Origin of the sequence: Methylophaga pinxianii (genome assembly GCF_020447225.1) — a bacterium.
Taxonomy (GTDB): Bacteria; Pseudomonadota; Gammaproteobacteria; order Nitrosococcales; family Methylophagaceae; genus Methylophaga; species Methylophaga pinxianii.
The window spans coordinates 1-21,105 of sequence record NZ_JAJAEO010000142.1 but is presented as its reverse complement, the minus strand read 5'-3'; the positions used below and the strand labels follow the sequence as shown (position 1 = coordinate 21,105).

Sequence of the window (21,105 nt, the reverse complement as noted above, 5' to 3'; positions counted from 1 at the left end):
AAAAAAATGGTTGAGGATGTATTAGGTGACTACCATCATGCATATGGTATAAAGTCCGTTGCATTACGTTATTTTAATGCCTGTGGTGCAGATCCTGACGGTGAGATTGGTGAGCGTCATGAGCCTGAAACACATTTAATTCCTAATATTCTTAAATCCGCCATCGCTGGCAAAACGTCAGGATTAAAAGTGTTTGGTGATAATTATCCAACACCGGATGGAACCTGTATTCGTGATTATATTCATGTCAACGATCTGGCTTCGGCACACATTCTGGCCGGAGAATATTTGCAGCAAAATGACGGAGCATTTGCTTTCAATCTGGGAAATGGCAATGGGTTTAGTGTCTTTCAAGTGATTGAAGCAGCTAAAAATGTGGTGCAACAGGATATTGCTTATTCGATTGAACCACCCAGAGCAGGTGACCCGTCGACGTTAGTGGCAGACTCGACAAGAGCCAGACAAGTCTTAGGCTGGCAACCTGCCTATACCGATATTGAATCAATTATTGCAACGGCCTGGACGTGGCATCAAAATGAAAAGTTCTAATTAAGGATAGCTTGAAATGATACCTGTGATAATTTCTGGTGGAACGGGAACACGATTGTGGCCATTATCAAGAAAAAATAAACCGAAACAGTTTTTATCATTGTTTGGTGAGTTTTCCTTATTTCAAAATACATTGACGAGATTAAGTGGTCTGGAAGACCTTTCTGAGCCGCTTATTGTGTGCAACACAGATCATCGTTTTATGGTGGCAGAACAATTACAGGAAATTGATCTCAACGCCGAAGATATTATTTTGGAACCTTGTGCCCGCAACACTGCGCCGGCGATTGCTTTGGCCGCTTTAAGAGCCTTAAACACGGGTAACGATCCATTATTGTTAGTGTTAGCCGCCGATCACGTTATTCACAATGTCTCTGCTTTTCATCTGGCTATTGAGCAGGCTAAAAAACTTGCTGAACAAGACAAATTAGTCACCTTCGGCATTCAGCCACAATCTGCCCATACCGGATATGGTTATATTGAAGCTGTTGAAAATGATGTGCCGAGTGATGTGAAACGTTTTATCGAAAAACCGGATCTTGCGACGGCTGAATCCTACGTGGCTGCCGGCAATTTTTTCTGGAACAGCGGTATGTTCCTGTTTAAGGCGTCAACTTATATAAATGAATTACAAAAATTTTCACCGGAGATGGTCAGTGCCTGTAAAGCCGCACTTGAAAAATCCGTTACCGATTTGGACTTCATCCGGATTGATGCCGACGCTTTTGAGCAATCTCCAAGTGATTCAATTGATTATGCGGTGATGGAAAAAACCAGCAAAGCGATGGTGGTGCCGCTAGATGCCGGCTGGAGTGATGTGGGGTCATGGTCATCGCTTTGGGAAACCTTTCCACAAGATGAAAACAAGAATGTGTTAATCGGCGACGTGATGATTGATTCGGTTCACAACTCCTATATACACAGTGAGAACCGGCTGGTGACGGTACTGGGGTTGGATGATGTCGTGGTAGTGGAAACCCACGATGCCATTATGGTGGCACACAAAGATCAGGCACAAAATGTAAAGAATATTGTCGAGGCGCTGAGTCAGCAGGATCGCAAAGAAGTCCATACCCACCGTAAATGTTATCGCCCCTGGGGCAGTTATGATTCTGTGGATATTGGCGAACGGTTTCAGGTGAAACGTATTACCGTTAATCCTGGTGCGGCACTCTCATTACAGATGCATTATCACCGTGCTGAGCACTGGGTGGTGGTGAGCGGAACAGCTGAAGTCACCCGAAATGATGAAGTGATATTACTCGGTGAAAATGAATCAACTTTTATTCCGCTAGGCAGTGTGCACCGTTTACGTAACCCTGGGCGTGTGCCACTTGAAATTGTTGAAGTGCAGTCAGGGAGCTATTTGGAAGAAGATGACATCGTTCGCCTTCAGGACAGTTATAACCGTCAATAATAAAATCAACAATTGAGGTTCTGCGGGACACTATATGGCTCAAGGTAAAATCAGACATTACGATTCAAAGATCAACGCTATTTCCAGGTTGATAGACAGTGCCATCATTTTAGTGACATTTTTGGCGCTGATGGATTTGTTTGCCATTGAATGGCAACCCAAACACGTATGGTCATTATTATTTGCCATTATCCTGTTTCACTTTTTTGCTGAATCGCAAGATGCATACCGATCATGGCGGGGGACTTATCTGCGAGATGAAGTCACCGCAGTGTTATTTTCCTGGGGCACCAGTATTGCTGTCCTTGTGGTTATTGAGCTCGTGGTGATTAATGAGCAGACATATGCCGCACCTTTCCTGCTGATCTGGTTTATTGCAACGCCAATAGAGCTGATTTCCTGGCATGCCATTGTACGAATGGTGTTAGGTATCATGCGCTCAAAAGGCCTAAACACTCGCCGCGTGGCAATTGTTGGCGCCACCGAACTGGGTTACCGGCTGGAAAAATCTTTTGATGATATGGAGTGGACCGGCTATCGATTCTCAGGGTTTTATGATGATCGTAAACCGGCGCCAAATCGACGATTAGAGGAAGGCAAAGCCATTGTCGTGGGCACCATTGAAGAACTTATCGCTGATTGTCGTACCGGTAAAATCGATATTGTGTTTATCACCTTATCCCTGGCGGCAGAAGCGCGCATTCGTCTGATGACTGAAAAGCTGGCCGATACCACAGCGTCAGTCTATCTGGTACCCGATCTGTTCACATTTAATCTGTTGAATTCGCGCTGGGTGGATTATCAAGGGATAACGGCAATCAGTATTTATGAAACGCCGTTTGCCGGTATCGATAGCATGATCAAACGAATTGAAGATGTGGTGTTAAGTTTAATAATACTTTGCGTGATCGCTGTTCCGATGCTGTTAATCGCCATTGGTATCAAGGCGACCTCCAAAGGCCCGGTGTTTTTCAAACAGACGCGTTACGGTATGGATGGCGAAAAGATCAAAGTATGGAAGTTTCGTACCATGACCGTGGCGGAAGACGGCGATAAAGTCATCCAGGCGAAAAAGAATGATCAACGCATCACTCACTTTGGCGGCATATTACGAAAAACATCACTTGACGAATTACCGCAGTTTTTTAATTCGTTGGGCGGATCGATGTCTATTGTAGGGCCAAGACCACACGCTGTTGCTCATAATGAAGAATACCGTGCAAAGATTCAGGGTTACATGCTTAGGCATAAAGTGAAACCCGGGATCACTGGCCTGGCACAGATTAACGGCTTTCGCGGTGAGACCGACACGCTGGATAAAATGGAAGGTCGGGTGAAGTACGATCTTCAATATATTCAAACCTGGACATTGCTTCTGGATCTGAAAATTATTTTATTAACGATTAGTAGAGGTTTTGTTGGAAAAGATGTATATTAACCACGGAGCTCAAATTTTCGAACTGACATCGCTGTCAATGTCGATTAGATATTGAGACTCTTTTCTCGATTGAAACTCAAGGTAATTTCTTTTCTCAAGTTTAGTTGTCTAACGCTAGATAAGTTGAATACGAGAATAATGAATTAAGAGAAGTTTCTGAGAGTCTATCTCCTCGGGTTCAATGTTGTCCCCGATAATCAGCCAAACTTACCGCGAGGTAAGGTCGGAAAGCCACGGATCTTTAGGGAATATTTTGAAGATGGCCGGGTTGCATTGTGAAATTTTTCATAAAGGAACTTATCATGAAAAAAACGATGCTATTTTTTGCAGCCTTGTTATTATCTTTTAACGTTAGTGCAGCATCATTGGATTTAGCCGGTGGTGTAGGTAACACTGGTACCGTTGGTCTTGCATCTGGAAGTACAGTTACTGCAGCAACTTCATCATTGTCAAAAGGCGCTACAGTTTTTGATTCTTTCACGCTTACAAGTGATACAGCAACATCTGCAATATTATCTTTAACATTTAACCCATTAGCGCCAACCACTTCAGTTTCAATTTTTGACGGTACAGATATTATTGGTTTAAGCGTATTAAAAATTGGTTCACTGGGCATTCTTGAATACACATGGTTACTGGATGCAGCCACTGAATACGTCGTTAATATCTTTATCGGTAGTGCCCTTACTGGTAGTAACTATGATTTGCGCATAGCAACCAGCGAAGTTCCATTACCGGCAGCCTTATGGTTATTTGCTCCTGCACTAATTGGCTTTTTAGGCTTTCGCCGTAAAGCAAACAAGTTGGCAGCAGCTTAATTTCCACAAGTTAATAATTTGTTAGTTTGACCCGAAAAGGAAGCTCAGGCTTCCTTTTCACTGTAAGTAAAATGAAACAAAAATTCAGTATATTTTAATTTCAGTTTGATAAAACCTCTTATCATTCAAAAAAGGTTTCTCAGTGAACACTGAGAAAAAGTTGTTGTAAAACAACTTGCCAAACCTACTGCGAAGTAGGGGCGGAAAGCCACGGATCTTTAGAAAAAACATTGAAGATGGCCGGGTTGCATTGTTTTAATTTTTTCATAACCAAAGGAAACTCTCATGAAAAAAACGATGCTATTTTTTGCAGCCATGTTGTTCTCGCTTAATGCTAGTGCAGCTTCGTTAAATTTAGTTGGCGCAGGTACCAATAAAGGATCAGTTGTAACTGGTTCTGGTGATGTTGTTACCGCTAGCTGGAGCTCAAATGGCACAGGTGGAGCAACAATCAGTGATTCATTCACTGCTTCAAGTGATGTTGCTACAGCTGGAACATTATCTTTAACTTTCAATCCTTTAATTCCTAGTACTTCAGTATCAATTTTTGATGGTATTAAAACTACTGTTTTAGATGTCGTTAGAATTGGTTCATTAGGTGTCGTGGAATATTCTTGGATATTAGAAGCTGCAACGGACTATGTAATCAGTGTAATGATTGGCCGTGGCGCTGCCGGAAGTAACTATGACCTACGTCTGGATAGTGGCGTAAGTGAAGTGCCTGTTCCAGCAGCATTATGGTTATTTGCTCCAGCATTATTAGGCTTTTTCGGTTTACGCCGTAAAGCAAAAAATGCTGTTGCATAAATAGTAAAAGATTAATAGTTAATATTGATATGAAAAAGGGAACTCATGTTCCCTTTTTCATGAACAGTAATTAAGTGAAACCTCTACAGTTTTAATGTATTCCACTGGGGGAGTTTCCTTTAATTAATGTGAACCAGATCAAAATAATGTCTTCGATTAGTACCATAGTACAATTACATAAATTGTTTTGGATTGATAAATTGCAGTCGTACTTCTGAGAGATGTTTCTGGAAGACGCTAAGCGCGAGGCAATGTTGTCTCGTTATATAAAAGCCAAACTTGTCGTGAGGCAAGGTCGGAAAGCTACAGATCTTCATGGGTCACTTTGAAGATGGCTGGGTTGCATTGCTTAATTTTTCAATTTAAAGGAAATTATTATGAAAAAAGCGATGCTGTTCTTTGCTGCATTATTGTTCTCTGTAAATGCTAGTGCCGCAACACTGACTTTAGTTGGTGATGCTGCGAATGCTGGTACGGTTGGAATTAGCTCTGGTCAAGTTGTCACAGCTAACTGGTCTTCCAGCGTTGGTGGTGGTGAAACGGTTGATGATAAATATACATTAACTACAGATGTAACTTCAGGTGGTTATTTGTCTTTGACATTTAACACTTTAGCCGATAATACTTCTGTGTCTGTATTTGATGGTGTTAACACTGTTGAACCAACTATTATGTCTATTGCTTCACTGGGTGTAGTTGATTATTTTTGGGTTTTACAAGCAGCCACTGATTATGTAATTAGTATTTTCATTGAATCTGCAAACGCTGGTAGCAATTATGACCTGCGTGTAGAAACACCAATCCCAGCTGCATTATGGTTATTTGCTCCAGCATTAATGGGCTTTTTCGGCTTACGTCGTAGAGCTCAAGTAGCTGCAGCTTAAGGCCTAAAAGTTAACAATATTGCTAGTTTTAGAGGAAGGGAGCTACGGCTCCCTTTTTTTTGGCAAATTAGAGTGTTATCATCAATTCTGAAAGTAATTTATAGCCACGGAGAAGGACCCATGAAAAAGCTGCTCAAGTCATTTTGTTTCGTTACCACTTTATTAATTTCATCTGCTATATATGCTGATGATGCATATACACTTAATGCTGGTGACCGACTCTCAATTTCCGTCTGGAATGAAGAAGCATTACAACGTGAAGTAGTTGTCTTACCCGATGGAACAGTATCTTTTCCCCTCGCAGGTCAATTGAATGCACAAGGGAAATCTGTATATGATCTTGAAAATGAGTTGAAATCTAAGTTATCAGAATATATTTCGGATCCGGTCGTAAACGTCACTGTAAACGCAGTCTCAGGCAATACTATTCACATCATAGGTAAGGTATTACGTCCTGGTTCTTTTTCCATGAGTCAACCTTTAGATGCTATGCAAGCACTTAGTTTGGCTGGTGGCTTAAATACATTTGCTGAAGAGAATAACATTATCATTCTTCGTAGAAATGGCGAGAAACAACAAATTATCCCTGTGCATTATGCTCGCATTAAACAAGGTCAATCTTTAGAATCTAATGTAATGTTAAAAAGCGGCGACGTCATTATCATACCTTGAGTAACTGAAAATGATTTTTTCCGAATGGAGTTAGCATGAAATATAAGGTGATGTTACCCACCGTTTTAGCATTAGTTAGTCAATCAACTTCACTTGTAGCGGCTGAGTATATATTAGGGGCATCTTTCTCTCCAACGTTTAGCTACAATGACAATGAATTGTTAAATGATGAAGAGGAGGGAAGTTTTAAAACAGAAATATCTCCTACATTAATATTAACTCGAGCTACTGAAACATCTAGCCTATCATTTAGAAGTGGATTAAGAGTTGAACGTTATACTGAGTTGAAAGATCTTGATCGTGAAGATCCTTTTGCAAACTTTTCTTCTAGTTGGAATACTGAACGAAGTGTTTATGGCTTTTCAGCTGGATATTCTGAACGAGCGCAACGATCTATTGCTGACGAAGATACGGGTAATTTCTCCTCAAATGCAACGGTTGAAACTATTACTGTGTCACCTACATATAGCTATCAATTAACAGAGAAAGATTCCATATACGGAAGCTACAATTATAGTGATCGAACTTATTCAGACGCTGATTCTATTGATAATCCCATTGGAGTTAATAACTTTAACGACAACACAACACATTCATTAACGGGTGGTTGGCAGCATTCAATCACAGAGCGTTTAACTGGTGGTTTAGCATTAACATATGCTAATTATGAGTCGTCAGGAGTTCAAAAATCTGAATATGATACTTATAATTTTGCAGTCACTAGCAGTTACTTATTAACGGAAAAATGGTCACTTTCGGGACAAGTAGGTTATCGCACTTTAGAAAATGAAATTACTCCTGCAGTTGGACCAGTTTTAAAAGATGAAAGCTCTGGTTCGCTATTTAGTTTTACATCCAGTTATGAAGGTGAAATTAATAGTGTAAATTTCACTTTAGGACGATCTCTTAACCCTTCGGGAGAAGGCGTTGTGAACGAGCAAGACAAGATAAGCTTAAGCTGGCAAAGAAACCTAAGCGATACTCTTTCGTTTAATATCAACACTTCTTATCAAGAAACTCAAACAGCTGACAGCATTAACACTACAGACAGAAAATATTTACAATTCTCGCCCTCGTTGGCGTGGCAGTTAGAAGAAGACCTAACATTACGTTTTGGTTATCAATACCGGGAACAAAAAGGCTCAACTGTAGATGCAGTCGATAGCAATATGGTTTATTTGACCATAGGTTATGACTGGAGCGGTTTACGTTTTTCTCGCTAAATTAAAGAGATCATAATGGAAGAAGAAGTAAAAGGCATCCGAGATTATTTGGAAATAGTATGGCGCCGCAAGTATTGGATTTTGATCCCGGCAATCATTCTCATGATCGCTACAGCGATTGTTACTTATAGCTTGCCTGCCACCTATAAATCTGAGGGTTTAATTCTTATTGAATCACAGGAAATACCTCAAGATTTAATTCGAACCACAGTTACTAGTTATGCTGATCAACGCATCGAAGTCATTAAACAACGATTAATGACCACTACACGTGTCATGCAAATCGTTAACAAATATAATTTATATCCTGAAGAACGCCAAAAGACGCCCTCAACTGCTCCAATAGTTTCATTATTCAAAGAAAATGTCAGTGTTGATATTGTTCAAGCGAATGTTACCGATCCTGTAAGTGGTCGTGCTAAAAGAGCGAGTATTGCTTTTAGAGTTTCGTTCCTTGATAAGTCACCACAATTAGCGCAACAAGTTGCCAACGAGTTAGTGACTGAGTTCTTAAACGAGAATGTTCGAACTAGAACAGATCGAGCTGAAGACACCACGCAATTTTTAAAACTTGAGGGAGACCGTCTTCAAAAAGAAGTCCAGCAAACTGAAAGAGAGATTGCCGAATTCCGCGATGAATACAGTGATAGTCTTCCAGATCTATTACAATACAATTTGTCAATGGTTCAAAGTACCCAGCAAGAAATTGCTGCTACTGAAAACCAAATAATGATGTTAAGCGATCAAGTCACCACGATGGGGTTGCAACTATCTATGATACCCAGAGAGGCATCTGCAGGTATGAGTGCAACATCGCCCAATCAGCCTTCAAATGCTCAAGTTGCATTAGAACAATTACGGGCAGAATACCGTTCTATGCAAAGTAAATATTCTGAAAATCATCCTGATTTGCAACGTGTCAAAAGAGAAATGGATGCTTTAGCAGCACAGCTTGGTGAAAGTATGTCGCCGAGGCAATCTGTCGAAATGCAATTGGAAGATGCTCGTTCAAATCTACAATCGTTGAAACAACGGTATTCATCAGAACATCCCGATGTAAAAGCCGAAGAAGCAAATGTATCTCGTCTTGACAATCGTCTGGCAGAGTTGCCGGCTGAAACCTCGGCATCAACACCAGCCGCTTCATCAGGCAGCACAAACCCTGTATATATCGAAGTGAAAGCTAAAATTGATGCGACCCAACGTGAGATATCACGGTTGCGTGAGCGTCAAGTATCTTTGCGTGAAAAATTAGCTGATTTTGAACAGCGTGTGGTGAAAACCAATCAAGTTCAACGTGCATATCTGGATCTCACACGTGATCATGAAAATAAACTTAATCAGTATCGTCAGCTTCGTGCAAAACAATTGCAAGCCGAATTAGCAGAAACCCTGGAATCTGAAAATAAAGGTGAAAGCTTTACTCTAATTGAACCACCACAAGTGCCAAACTCGGCTGAAAAGCCAAATCGTCCTAAACTTTTAGCGATGGGTTTTGTTGCATCAATGGGGGCGGGTGTAGGCTTAGCTGTCTTAATAGAGATGTTTTTTGGTGGTGTACGTGGTTATACAAATATTTCTCGGATCGTCGGTAAACCGCCATTAGTTGTTATACCTCTAATTTTGACTGAAGCAGAGAAGAGTAAACGTCGTAAGTTACTTTATCGTTTAGTGTTTATTTTGTTTTTATTGGGCATCGCGGCCGTTGTGTTGTTCCATTTCTTGATCATGGATCTTGAAGTTTTTTGGTTCAAGTTGCTTAACAAGCTAAGCTTGCTTTAAAGCACCCGAAATTAACAGATTGGTAATTTAATATGGATAGAATACAAAAAGCGCTCGATAAAGCTAGAGAAAAACATGCTCAGCAACCTTTAGCTAAAAAAAGGGTTTTAAATGAACCGATTGGTTTATCGCAACAAGTTGATGATCCACTTGAAGCTAATGCATTAGAGTCAATTTCATATTCAAAAACAAAAGTTGTTGATGTTCCGAATAATATTTTGGAAAAAAATCGGATAATTGCTGGTTTTTATAATAATCCACAATCTGCTGTATTTCGTATGTTACGTACCCAAGTCCTTAAAAAAATGCGTAGTAACCGTTGGCAGACACTAGCCGTTACCTCACCAACAGCAGGCGAAGGTAAGTCTGTAGTTGCCGCAAATTTGGCAATAGCGATTGCAATGGAACTAAATCAGACAGTATTGCTGGTTGATATGGATTTACGGAATCCAAGCATTAGCAAATACTTTGGGTTAAAACCATCGCTGGGATTGCGGGAATATTTATCAGGAGAATATGAACTCTCAGAAGTTTTAATGAATCCTGGCGTTAAACGTCTCGTAATTTTACCTGGACTTGGTAGAGCGGAAGATTCTGCAGAATTGCTATCCAGTCCTAAAATGGCCAGCTTAGTTGCTGACATCAAAGCACAATATGATTCACGAATGATTATTTTTGATGTGCCGCCGGTGCTCCAAACTGATGATGTATTATTATCTGCTGGATATTTCGACAGCACATTATTGGTGTTGGAAGACGGTAAAAATACCGAATCAAATATTACAAAATCGCTGCAATTATTGGAAGGCTCACATTTAATCGGTACAGTTGTGAATAAGGCCGCTCATCACCCTGAACATCAAAATTATTAATTCATGTATACAGAACATTTTGGTCTTACACATAAACCCTTTAATCTGGTCCCAGATCCGACTTTTCTCTATTTAAGTCCTAACCATAAAAAAGCGTTAACAATGCTTGAATATGGTTTGATGAGTCATGCTGGCTTTACAGTAGTGACGGGGGAAATAGGTGCTGGAAAAACCACATTGATTCGTGCATTACTCTCTAAAATTGAAGATGACTGCGTTATTGGATTGATAAACAACACGCATGAATCATTTGGTGAGTTAATGACTTGGGTACTTGATTCACTCGATATAGAGTCAACATCTACAGACAATTCGGGGCGTTATCGTGATTATATTAATTTTGTAGTTGAACAACACGCACAGGGTAGAAGAGTTGTTTTAATTGTGGATGAAGCGCAAAACCTCTCATTACAAGCACTCGAAGAGCTAAGATTGTTATCCAATGTGAACATAGATTCAGATATCTTTCTGCAGTTGGTATTGACGGGACAACCTGAACTTATTGAAAAGTTGAACATGCCGGAGTTGAAACAATTTGCACAACGCATTGGTGTAGAGTTCCATTTAAAAGCATTAAGCTACCCTGAAACGCAAAATTATATTGAATATCGTTTACAAGTAGCGGGTGCTCAGAAAAAGATCTTTTCTAATGAAGCCTGTGCCGTTATCTATTGTTACAGCGAAGGCATACCAAGGCGTATCAATAATTTATGTGATTTTGCCTTGGTATATGCTTTTGCCGAGGATAAACAAGAAATAGATGTCCCGCTCTTGATGGAGATGATTCGTGATAAAAAGGCTACGCGAATTGTTCATTCAAACTTGTCTGATAACCCTGATGTTAAAAGGGTCAGAGGATGGTTATTAGAGCAGCACAACATACAGCTCCAGTAAAAGTGATTTAGGATTATTTCTTTTTAGGTGCATATCATTCCTAAATGTGAATAATGTCACGTTAATTGAGCATTGATAACTTTATTATTTAGCCGTCACCAACAAGTATTATCGAGGTGATTAATCAGATGATATTTAAATCTTAGTTTAAAAAATCTCTGCCCCCCAGAGATTTTTGGCCCGGCGGTAACGCCGGGCATTTTATTCTTACCATCTGAAATAAATCTTCAAAATTATGTTAAGGTAATCCTACCTTGAAGTAAGCTTACTTTTGCTTATTGGCTCACAAACGTTCTACGTTTATCTAGGGCATATCAGAATGTGTGAATCGAATCACTATTCTTTTATATCATTAGTCATATCATTTGACTCGTATCATCTATTTTTATAACGGGGGGATGATGATTATGACAAATTCCAAAAAAATTCTACTAGTGTTCCTATTTGCATTATTCAGTACTACCGCTCAAGCCCAAAACTACTACGTGTGTGATACCGGCGACGATGAGAATGATGGAAAGTCTGAAGCGACACCTTTTAAAACTTTTGATAAAGGTATAAGCACATTTAATGGGATGTTTGCAGGAAGTAATGTTCTTTTTTGTCGGGGAGGACGTTTTCCAATAACAACAGATCTACGTATCTATAATAAAAATTGTGGTGCAATCAAACCTTGTACAATTGCGGATTATGGTGATATTGCTAAACCAAAGCCACTTTTTAATGCTTCAGGTGATTTAACAGCTTTTAATTTTCAGGAAGGTGGCAATGCCGATTCTGATGGAGGCTACAACCTAAAAAATCTTACAATCATCGCGCAAAACTCAAAAGGTAAAGGTGTTTTTCTTTACAATGATGTAGATGATGTGATTTTAGATAACCTCCATATTGAAGGTTTTAGAATTGGAATCCATTCTTCAGGTGCTAACACATTAAATCCCGGTACAAATGGAATAAACGATAGGTTAGTTGTTACAAATAATACAATCATTAATAATCGTTCAATCGGATTTCATGGGGCGTGTCAAGACTGTTTAATTGAAGGAAATTACTTTGAAAATAACGGTTTTGGTCAAAAAATATTGGACCATAACATTTATTTAGCTTGGTCTAAGTCTCATGCTGAAAACATAACTGTAAGAAATAATACACTCTACAGGTCAACTATAATTGATGGTAAATGCTATGGGGTATCTCTTGTTGTCCATGGTTTATTCACGGATCTTACAATTGAAAATAACATTGTAAAAGAGGACTTAGGTAAGGTATCAGGTTACTGTTGGGGTATAAGCGTGGATCCTGGTTACTCTAAAACAGATGAATCGTTTTATAATGTTAAAATTCTCAATAACAAATTAATCAATGTTGGAAATGTAGGGATTGGCTGTGCCTCTTGTGAGGGCGCTGTGATTCATGGTAATGAAATTATTGATGAAGGCGAAGTACTAATAATGGGAATAAAAGTTCCAGTTAGAGAGGAAAACACATTAAAATCCAATAATATCTCGATTAAAAATAATAAAGTAATTCTTAACCATTTAAATGGGTATGGAATATCAATTGGTGGTGCTTCCAAAATAGAAGTGTTGGGAAATGATATAAGATTACCAAACAATACAAAAAACGATTGCATTCAAAAATCAGGTATGAATGTATTAACTGACACTTCAAATAACCTATGTCAATTACATAATGGTATCAGCATTATTGAGCCAAACGATGAGGAGGAAGCTTTTCAGGATGATTTTCCGGTGGCTGAAATTCCTAATGAACAGCCAACTGATGAAGAAGAACTTGAATTTGTTGATAAATCTCCGACTATTGAAGAATCTATAAATCAGACTCCAGAGAGTAACGATAACACTCCAGTTCAAGAAGATAACCAAACCGAAGAAGTAGCAAATAATAAACCAGGGAATGAAAATACAGATTTAATTATTGAATCTACAGATAATGTTCAACTATATCCCAAAAATGCTCCAAATTCGGGTATAAATGGGACAAGTACAGTTTTTAATGAACAGCAAACTTATGATGGTAACTCTTCATCCATGGATAAAAATAAAACAAGCAAGAATGCCGGTGGTGGTGCTTCAAGTGGTGGCTCTTCAAAATCAAAGACTGCATCAACATCTAATGATGAGTTAAAAGTATTAGATGAAGTTATTTCATATACTACTCCTGTGAGCGATACTTCAAGTAATATGGTGTCCGTTGAAACTGATAAAATAGACACAACTGAAGATTTGCAGAAACTTGACACTGAGAGCTCAAAATATAGTGTGAAACTTAAAGATGTTATCGAAGCATCATATGAAGAAAATAAAGTGGTAGATGTAACGGAATGTAGAGCTTATGCAGCTGGCAGATGTTTAATGAAATAAAATACATTAATCCTAAAATAATAATGAGCCTGGCAGCGCTAGGCTCTTCTGTTTTGCATTTCTTGATTTAAATAATAATTATTGATTGTTGATGAGTTTAAAAAAATCGCTATAGGCCTTTTTACTTAGTTCAATCTGATTGTCAGCTAAACTTATTAAATTTTCGCGTAACGCATCAGCATTATCCCAAGCATATCTAAGTGCTTCTTTTAAATCGGCTTGCCAGCTTGATTTATCAAGACATATGACTTGCACGCCTGAAGGAAACATACCAGACAAACCATTAAATTTGTCCACGTAATATTGCGATCTAGCTAAGCCAATAACAGGGATGCCTTGTGATAAAGCAAATACGCCAGCATGATAGCTACCAGTAACAATTAGTCGACACTCAGCCACTTGTCTCATTAACCCTTCAATGTTTTGAAAACTGAGTTGCTCATTATGATTCGCAATATTTAGTATTTCGTTAATTTTTTCTAAATCTTTTTCATGTGGATACCATGATATTGGAATTGCAATACTCGAGGTATTATGGCTACTAGAAAAATCATTAATAATATTTCCCACAGATTTATCCTGTGTTATGTCAATATTGGCATAATTTGCAACACGAACATTGAAACCCAACTTATTTCCTAAAGCTGTTTTTCTCGCAGCTTTGGATAGTTCAATGGCATCATCCCCTGTAATGACAATCCTCTCTTTTGAAACGCCTAGATCGAGTAATAGCTGTAAACCTGAGATGCTTTCGCGTATACAAATCATATCTAATGTCGGTAATACCTTTTTCATCGTTGCTAACAACTTAGGAGAAGTAACGGGTCCAACGCCCTGACCAAACATAGCGACTGGTTTACCTTGCCGTTTAACTAGATATAATAATTCGAGGATATTTATCGCGTGATCTTCGAAAGCATCAGTCATGAATCCCCCACCACTTGCTACAGCAACATCAGCCTCGTCAATATGTTGAATATACTGTTTGATCAATTCAGCATTTTTGGGGTTTTTACGAAGGCGATGATACATCCATCGTGTCATCAGTTTAGGATATGTAAGACGTATATTATTTTCGACTCTTTCAAGATTAGGATGAAACACTCTTGGTATCAGTTTGTATATTGGCCCAAAAATATTCCGTTTTTGTGACCAGGCTTTTCTTTTTATAAAAAGATTCACGGGCTGAGCTATTGGTGATATATAAGTGAGTATGTCGTTAGCTTGGGTGATCATTTTTAAAGAAGCATTAGGTGCATTTTTTTGCAAACGCTCGATACAAACTTTTGCCATTGCAATGTCACCAGAGTTTAAAAGGTCGTACGATGAATTATCAATTAAGATATTCAAGTTTGATTTCATAAATTGTAATACCAATATAAAAGTGGTGAATAATACACATAAGACATCAATTACGATTTTCTTGTGTTAAGTCTAAATTTAATTAAGGAGATGACGGTGAAAACTTTATAAGAATAATAAATAAACTTGTAAAATCAAAGACCATAAATCATCAGCAAAAATGAGGCGGTGATAGATACTTTGAGGTGTTTGGAAATTATCGATTCTGGTAATAAGGTCAATTTAATTTCAATGTGTGAGCTGCCGCACAATCTTATAAAGTAAAACATGAAATAGCAAGCATAAAAGTAACCTCAAAGCCGGTTAGCTCTAATCAAGGTTTATTGTACAAAAAATAATTTAATTAGTTTTAGCATTACGTTAATATTTCTAAGAAATTGTCTGTTTTAAATTAAAAAATTCATAAACTTTAAATACGTTAGAGTAAAAATTATTGCAGCCATTATCACTGTAATGTCTATACCTGGTTGCCAAAGTTTAAGTTTGTGTATCAGATAGGCATTGATAGGGTAAATCAACCAGCCAATCATTGCTAAACCAATTATTACTCCTAACAATTGAAAGTAATAATAACCAGCGATAATAACAAACGTTTGGAGAATTAACTGTAGCACCAGTATTAATGTAATGAAGTCAGAACGACCTTTAGCTAAATACATGTTTTGATAAGTTAATGACAGCACACCAACTAATGGACCTAATGGTAATATTTGTATCATCCATATTGCATCACTATATCGTTCGTCATAAAGATAGCCGATGATGACGGGACCCAAAAATATGAGTAAAATCGAAACAACCCATGAACCCACAATCATTATCAAACGTGTTTTTTTGAGTGCTTTATAGACGCGGTTGTCGTCACCACTACGAACCAATTCAGAGTAGGATGGGAATAAAACTTTACTACCTAACATCTGTATAGAAGCGTTAGCCGTGTCCTTAAACATTACTGCAATAGAATAAATCCCCAAAGTTGCTGTACCTAAATAAAATCCCAACAGCATTCTATCAATTTGCTTAGCGAAAAAAGTTAATGCTGTACTTGCTAATATCCAACGACCAAATCTGAAGAGTCGGCCAGCTGCATCTTTGTCCCAAAACAGTTTGTTTTTTTTATCAGCTAGCCATGTGTGACTTAAGGACATTTTCACCAGTGCACTTACAATGCCCCCTGCAACTAATCCCCAAACTGTTGGATGAATTAATACCCATCCAATCATTACAATTATTGATATTGCTTGGGCTATAAATTCAATTATTGTTAATTTGCCCAAATTAAGTTTTCTATTCGAAGTTGCAAGTGAAGTAGAATTAAAACCAGCAATTACAGCAGTCAAACCCGCTATCGGCAGCATGGAAGAAAGTAAAGGTTCGTTATATATAGCCGCATAAGGGTAAGCACTAATACATGCGATTATCCAAATCGCAAAACCCCTTATGACCTGGATGGTCCATGCTGTATTTAAAAAAGATGCGTCATCCCCACGTTTATTTTGGATTATGCTAGGGCCAATTCCAATATCTGAAAACATTGAAATTCCCTGCATAAAAATGGTTACTAAGACCATCAATCCAAATGCCTCTGGAAATAATAATTTAGCTAATATAACGTTACTGGCTAGCCGGAGTGCTTGTGCCGCAGCATATCCTCCAAGCGTCCAAATTGAGCCATTTACAGCTAATTTTTTGAGTGATCTTTCAGGTGTTTTAGGTTGTAGTGGAGCATTCGACATGGTGAGCGATAGATTCTTGTATTGTTATTAACTAAAAGCTTCTTATATCAATTCATGTAATCTTAGATATTAAATTGCTGCGTATACAATAGTGTACTAAAGTCTAACCACTATAAAACATCTAAACAGTTGAGAACCAAAATTTTGGCAGAAATGAACGAAAATCAGAATAAAGTCCTATTGGCACCATTACTCATTGTTGGATCACCTCGCAGTGGAACAACCTGGTTACAAAAAATGTTACTGGAATCACCATCAATTTGTGGAGGACAAGAATCTTACTTTTATTCAATTTTTCACCCGGCATTTAAATCGGTTGCAGATCGTGAGGATCCTAGAAGAGTAGGTCTTTCCACTTATTGGACAATAGATGCTTTTAATGAGCAGATGCAACAAGTTTGGATCAATACATTTAAGAAGTCATTAGAAGCAAAACCAAAAGCATCTTTGTTGCTAGATAAAACACCTTTTCACGCATTATATCTTGATGAAATAAATCGCTTTTTACCAAACGCAAAATTTATTCACATTATAAGAGATAGCCGCGCAGTGACTGCGTCTTTGATAGCTGCAGCTAAAAGTTGGGGGCATTATTGGGCTCCAAATGATACCAAAAAAGCCGCGTTAGAATGGTACCGTCATGTAAAGTATGCACGCGAAGCCAAGATCGCACAAAATTCACAACACTATCTGGAAGTACATTATGAGGATTTAATGGTTGAACCATTAGCTGTTTTAAAAAAAGTTATGGAATTTGCGGGAATAAACTTTGAAAAAGATGAACTGGAGCAAATTATAATTAAACACCAGTTTGATAAAGCGAAAAAAACTAATTGCTCGGTTCCATTGAATCAGGAGATCTCTTACATTGAGCCCCAAGGTTTTTTCAGAAAGGGTCAAATAGATACATGGAAGTCAGATTTAAGCTTTTATCAGAAAATTGTTGTTTGGCGTTACACACGGAAAATGATGCATCAATGTGGGTATAACTGGAATGGGAGAGTTAATCGTTAATGTCAATTGATCATAAACCTTTGGTTTCAGTTGTGATGGCTGTGTTTAATGGCGGCTCCTACCTTCCCGAAGCAATTGAAAGTATATTAAACCAAACTTATAAAGAATTTGAATTTATTATTATTAATGATGGTTCAACAGATGACAGTGAAAAAATCATCAACCATTATAAAAATACTGACAGTCGAATACGTGTTATTTCTAGGGAAAATAAGGGTTTAGTTAATAGTCTTAACGAAGGCATAGCTATTGCTCAAAGTGAATTTATCGCTAGGATGGATGCAGATGACGTTTCTCTTCCAGAGCGATTATCCATACAATATGATTTCTTAAGTAAATCTAAAGAAGTAGTTTGTGTAGGGTCAGATCCAATTATTATCGATGATGATGGAGATGAGATAACCCGATTATTTACTCCGCCAGATAATGATAGAATTCAGGAATTGCTTCTTTCAGGACATTGTCCGCTTGAGCATCCTACTGTAATGTTTAGAAAGTCAATTGCTAATTCTGCTGGAAACTATCGTAAAGAATTTGAGATGGCAGAAGATTACGATCTGTGGCTCAGGATAGGAGAAATTGGAAAATTAGCCAATATTTCACTGCCTTTATTGAAATATCGATACTTAAATACATCTATTAGTGCAAAAAACCAAACACGACAAGGACTAGCAACTCGTAAATCTTGTGAAGAAGCCTGGATCAGAAGGGGGGTAATCCGTGTTTACACGGCAACAAACGAGTGGCGACAATCTGATGATATTACATCAAAATATCAATTTTCTATGAAGTTTGGTTGGTGGGCGCATAAATATCCTAACAAATCTGCAGCTATTAAATATGCCAAAAGAGCTATTCGTTTGATTCCTTGGCGTATTGATGGGTGGAAATTGTTGTTACTGACATTAATTAAAAATTAGTAATATGCCAAAAAGAATAAATTATCTGTTTAAGAATGATTTTATCTTAAGCTCAAAATATTATAAATAAAATAATCCAAGGTTAATTATTAATGCCTAATCCAATTGCGTATCTAGCTATTATAATTTGGCCGATTTTAATTCTAGTCTTGATAAAACGCTATGGATTTCAATCTGGTGTACTTCTAGGATTATTAGGAGCCTATATGTTTCTTCCCGCGGGTTTCAATGTAGACCTGCCTGGAATACCTGCATTTGATAAATTTTCTGTCACAACAATGACCCTCATCGGTTATATGCTTATAAATAAGAAGAGGTTCGGCTATGGTGAATTAGATGGATTTTTGAAAGTAATATTCATTGGATTTGTTATTTCACCTTTTTTAACAGCATTAACTAATTCAGAAAGATATTATTATTTACCGGGTTTAACTATTTATGATGGGCTGTCAGATACGATAGGTAATTATTTGTATTTCATACCATTTCTTATTGGTTTTAAATACTTTCGAAGCTATGAACATCAACAATTACTATTCAAATATTTTGCAATTGCTGCAGTTATTTACGCGTTATTTGCGCTTTACGAAATTCGTATGAGCCCGAGTCTTCATAGATCATTGTATGGCTTTTTTCCCCACTCGTGGCAACAACAGTATCGAGATGGTGGTTTTCGCGCAGTTGTATTTATGGGGCATGGTTTACTTGTGGCTTTCTTTCTAGCGGTTGGAGTAACTGTGCTTGCTACAATGAAAAAAACCAAAACTAAATTCTCTCGCTATGGCGCAAATGGTATGCTCTTAACGTTAGTTTTAGTAACCTTGTTGTTATCAAAAAGTTTGGCTGCTTTGATTTTCGGAATAGTTGCTTTGTTAGCAATTTATTTTGCTCCCAACCGTCTCATTCACTCAGGAACAGTTCTGATTGCTGCAATGTTTATTGCGTATCCTGTGTTGAGTTCAATGAAGATTTTCCCTCACACCGCATTGTTAGAATATGCCAATGTTGTAAGTTCAGAGCGTGCTGAATCACTTGGCTATCGTTTTGAACATGAAGAAGGATTGCTAAATCATGCAAATGATAAATCTTTATTCGGCTGGGGAGGTTGGGGAAGAAATCGGGTTCGTGATGAGATAACAGGAGAAGATTTAAGTACAACTGATGGGAAATGGATTATAACCTTAGGCACAAGTGGTTGGTTTGGATACTTAACTCAATTTATGTTTATCATTGCGCCTATTTGGTTAGCAAATAAATATCACAAAACAGCAAAAAGTAAATCTTATAATGAGCAATTTTTTTTAGCATCGCATGCATTGATTGTTGCATTAATATTAGTTGACCAAATGCCGAATGCTTCTCTGAACCCACTTTATTGGCTTTTGATTGGAGCATTACTGGGTAGAATTTATGATTTGAAAAACACTACTAAAAAATCCGAAATAATATTAAATACGAAATGATAGTCAAAACCTTATTTGAAAAGATTACAGTGAGAAATCGACTATGACGGCCTTAGTATCGGTAATAATGCCAGCTAAAAATGCAGAGGATTTCATAGTAACGAGTATCCTTTCAATTCTTCAGCAGAGTTATATAAACCTCGAACTTATAATAATTAATGATTTATCTACTGATAACACAGTGGCTACTATTAAGACTTTTGATGATAAAAGAATTAAAATTTTAAATGGCTTTGGAACTGGAATTTCTGATGCATTTAATTTAGGGTTAAGTAAAGCAAGTGGTAAATATGTTTGTCGTTGTGATGCCGATGATTTATTTCCTTTAGAAAGAATTGCAACACAAGTCAAATGGATGGAGGAAAATAGAAACTATGTTTCAATTTGTGGTATGTATTCATCAATTGATAAAGCAGGTAATCATCTTGTTCAGTTTCAACGCGACAGTATTTCACAAGCTTTAGATGAAGAGTTTAGGAGTGCCATAACTCGAACCCATTTTGGAACATTTATGGTGAAAGCCGACGTTCTAAAAGAAATCAACGGCTGTCGCTCGTTTTTTGTAACTGCAGAAGATATAGATCTTCAACTTCGAATATCTGAAAAAGGTTCTGTTTTTTTTATGGCTGAAAATTTCTATAATTATAGAATTCATGACCATTCAATTACCCACAATCAGAGCAATAGTAAAAGAGAATTCTATGAAAAAATTGCTCGAGAATATCATTTGACTAGGTTAAATGTAGGTAGTGATCCTTTAAAAGATGGTGAAATTCCTGAAATACCAAATGACTTTACCAAACCGCGGTCTTCAAATTATCAAATCATCAATCATCTTGTATCTGAATCATGGTACTGGCATAAAAAAAA

The 21,105-nt window shown here is 37.7% G+C and carries 18 protein-coding genes and 3 riboswitches; of the genes, 16 read left to right on the top strand and 2 right to left on the bottom strand.

Features of this window, described 5'->3' with window-relative positions:
- The 12 genes from LGT40_RS02990 to LGT40_RS02935 form a co-directional block, all read left to right on the top strand.
- Positions 1-549 (top strand): NAD-dependent epimerase/dehydratase family protein (locus LGT40_RS02990; protein ID WP_226343155.1); only part of this gene is annotated, 549 nt, incomplete at its 5' end.
- Between the two features lie 16 nt (positions 550-565).
- Entirely contained in the window at positions 566-1,966 is a 1,401-nt protein-coding gene (locus LGT40_RS02985; protein ID WP_226073830.1) for a mannose-1-phosphate guanylyltransferase/mannose-6-phosphate isomerase, read from the top strand.
- A gap of 34 nt (positions 1,967-2,000) precedes the next feature.
- Entirely contained in the window at positions 2,001-3,404 is a 1,404-nt protein-coding gene (locus LGT40_RS02980) for an undecaprenyl-phosphate glucose phosphotransferase (RefSeq protein ID WP_226073829.1), read from the top strand.
- A gap of 190 nt (positions 3,405-3,594) precedes the next feature.
- Positions 3,595-3,680: riboswitch (cyclic di-GMP riboswitch) on the top strand.
- Between the two features lie 26 nt (positions 3,681-3,706).
- Positions 3,707-4,222, top strand: coding sequence for a hypothetical protein (locus LGT40_RS02975; protein ID WP_226073827.1), 516 nt, complete (start codon positions 3,707-3,709; stop codon positions 4,220-4,222).
- A gap of 167 nt (positions 4,223-4,389) precedes the next feature.
- Positions 4,390-4,475, top strand: a riboswitch (cyclic di-GMP riboswitch).
- A gap of 32 nt (positions 4,476-4,507) precedes the next feature.
- Positions 4,508-5,029 carry a hypothetical protein gene (locus LGT40_RS02970; RefSeq protein ID WP_226073825.1) on the top strand — a complete coding sequence of 174 codons (522 nt, stop codon included), beginning with the start codon at positions 4,508-4,510 and terminating at the stop codon, positions 5,027-5,029.
- 262 nt (positions 5,030-5,291) lie between these two features.
- Positions 5,292-5,377, top strand: a riboswitch (cyclic di-GMP riboswitch).
- A gap of 29 nt (positions 5,378-5,406) precedes the next feature.
- Complete coding sequence (locus LGT40_RS02965) at positions 5,407-5,913, top strand: hypothetical protein (RefSeq protein WP_226073823.1); 507 nt, start codon at positions 5,407-5,409, stop codon at positions 5,911-5,913.
- A 120-nt stretch (positions 5,914-6,033) separates the two neighbouring features.
- Complete coding sequence (locus LGT40_RS02960) at positions 6,034-6,585, top strand: polysaccharide biosynthesis/export family protein (protein ID WP_226073821.1); 552 nt, start codon at positions 6,034-6,036, stop codon at positions 6,583-6,585.
- Between the two features lie 35 nt (positions 6,586-6,620).
- Positions 6,621-7,808 (top strand): autotransporter domain-containing protein, encoded by a 1,188-nt coding sequence (locus LGT40_RS02955; protein WP_226073819.1) that lies wholly within the window; start codon positions 6,621-6,623, stop codon positions 7,806-7,808.
- Between the two features lie 15 nt (positions 7,809-7,823).
- Entirely contained in the window at positions 7,824-9,590 is a 1,767-nt protein-coding gene (locus LGT40_RS02950) for a GumC family protein (RefSeq protein ID WP_226073817.1), read from the top strand.
- A 32-nt stretch (positions 9,591-9,622) separates the two neighbouring features.
- The gene (locus LGT40_RS02945; RefSeq protein WP_226073815.1) at positions 9,623-10,462 is read left to right on the top strand and encodes a CpsD/CapB family tyrosine-protein kinase; all 840 of its coding nucleotides are present in this window, start codon (positions 9,623-9,625) and stop codon (positions 10,460-10,462) included.
- A gap of 102 nt (positions 10,463-10,564) precedes the next feature.
- Positions 10,565-11,356 carry an ExeA family protein gene (locus tag LGT40_RS02940; protein ID WP_226073806.1) on the top strand — a complete coding sequence of 264 codons (792 nt, stop codon included), beginning with the start codon at positions 10,565-10,567 and terminating at the stop codon, positions 11,354-11,356.
- 407 nt (positions 11,357-11,763) lie between these two features.
- A complete protein-coding gene (locus LGT40_RS02935) occupies positions 11,764-13,740 on the top strand; it encodes a right-handed parallel beta-helix repeat-containing protein (RefSeq protein ID WP_226073797.1) in 1,977 nt (658 codons plus the stop codon).
- A 78-nt stretch (positions 13,741-13,818) separates the two neighbouring features.
- On the opposite strand, the gene LGT40_RS02930 is transcribed toward LGT40_RS02935, so the two are convergent.
- Together LGT40_RS02930 and LGT40_RS02925 are read right to left on the bottom strand one after the other, a co-directional pair.
- Positions 13,819-15,102, bottom strand: coding sequence for a polysaccharide pyruvyl transferase family protein (locus LGT40_RS02930; RefSeq protein ID WP_226073795.1), 1,284 nt, complete (start codon positions 15,100-15,102; stop codon positions 13,819-13,821).
- A gap of 386 nt (positions 15,103-15,488) precedes the next feature.
- On the bottom strand, positions 15,489-16,838 hold the full coding sequence (locus LGT40_RS02925) for an oligosaccharide flippase family protein (RefSeq protein ID WP_226073794.1): 1,350 nt from the start codon (positions 16,836-16,838) through the stop codon (positions 15,489-15,491).
- A 153-nt stretch (positions 16,839-16,991) separates the two neighbouring features.
- Here LGT40_RS02925 and LGT40_RS02920 point away from each other — a divergent pair, with 153 nt between their 5' ends.
- From LGT40_RS02920 to LGT40_RS02905, 4 genes are all read left to right on the top strand, one after another.
- Positions 16,992-17,852, top strand: coding sequence for a sulfotransferase family protein (locus LGT40_RS02920; protein ID WP_226074134.1), 861 nt, complete (start codon positions 16,992-16,994; stop codon positions 17,850-17,852).
- Positions 17,852-18,772 carry a glycosyltransferase gene (locus LGT40_RS02915; RefSeq protein WP_226073792.1) on the top strand — a complete coding sequence of 307 codons (921 nt, stop codon included), beginning with the start codon at positions 17,852-17,854 and terminating at the stop codon, positions 18,770-18,772. Before LGT40_RS02920 ends, LGT40_RS02915 begins: the two co-directional genes overlap by 1 nt.
- Before the next feature lie 92 nt (positions 18,773-18,864).
- Entirely contained in the window at positions 18,865-20,235 is a 1,371-nt protein-coding gene (locus LGT40_RS02910) for a hypothetical protein (protein WP_226073776.1), read from the top strand.
- Between the two features lie 43 nt (positions 20,236-20,278).
- Positions 20,279-21,105 (top strand): glycosyltransferase family 2 protein (locus LGT40_RS02905; RefSeq protein ID WP_226343154.1); only part of this gene is annotated, 827 nt, incomplete at its 3' end.

Coding starts and splice junctions, on each gene's coding strand:
- LGT40_RS02975 (WP_226073827.1), top strand. CDS start 3,707: ATGAAAAAAACGATGCTATTTTTTGCAGCCTTGTTATTATCTTTTAAC.
- LGT40_RS02920 (WP_226074134.1), top strand. CDS start 16,992: ATGAACGAAAATCAGAATAAAGTCCTATTGGCACCATTACTCATTGTT.
- LGT40_RS02945 (WP_226073815.1), top strand. CDS start 9,623: ATGGATAGAATACAAAAAGCGCTCGATAAAGCTAGAGAAAAACATGCT.
- LGT40_RS02950 (WP_226073817.1), top strand. CDS start 7,824: ATGGAAGAAGAAGTAAAAGGCATCCGAGATTATTTGGAAATAGTATGG.
- LGT40_RS02915 (WP_226073792.1), top strand. CDS start 17,852: ATGTCAATTGATCATAAACCTTTGGTTTCAGTTGTGATGGCTGTGTTT.
- LGT40_RS02940 (WP_226073806.1), top strand. CDS start 10,565: ATGCTTGAATATGGTTTGATGAGTCATGCTGGCTTTACAGTAGTGACG.
- LGT40_RS02985 (WP_226073830.1), top strand. CDS start 566: ATGATACCTGTGATAATTTCTGGTGGAACGGGAACACGATTGTGGCCA.
- LGT40_RS02925 (WP_226073794.1), bottom strand. CDS start 16,838: ATGTCGAATGCTCCACTACAACCTAAAACACCTGAAAGATCACTCAAA.
- LGT40_RS02930 (WP_226073795.1), bottom strand. CDS start 15,102: ATGAAATCAAACTTGAATATCTTAATTGATAATTCATCGTACGACCTT.
- LGT40_RS02980 (WP_226073829.1), top strand. CDS start 2,001: ATGGCTCAAGGTAAAATCAGACATTACGATTCAAAGATCAACGCTATT.
- LGT40_RS02960 (WP_226073821.1), top strand. CDS start 6,034: ATGAAAAAGCTGCTCAAGTCATTTTGTTTCGTTACCACTTTATTAATT.
- LGT40_RS02965 (WP_226073823.1), top strand. CDS start 5,407: ATGAAAAAAGCGATGCTGTTCTTTGCTGCATTATTGTTCTCTGTAAAT.
- LGT40_RS02970 (WP_226073825.1), top strand. CDS start 4,508: ATGAAAAAAACGATGCTATTTTTTGCAGCCATGTTGTTCTCGCTTAAT.
- LGT40_RS02910 (WP_226073776.1), top strand. CDS start 18,865: ATGCCTAATCCAATTGCGTATCTAGCTATTATAATTTGGCCGATTTTA.
- LGT40_RS02935 (WP_226073797.1), top strand. CDS start 11,764: ATGACAAATTCCAAAAAAATTCTACTAGTGTTCCTATTTGCATTATTC.
- LGT40_RS02955 (WP_226073819.1), top strand. CDS start 6,621: ATGAAATATAAGGTGATGTTACCCACCGTTTTAGCATTAGTTAGTCAA.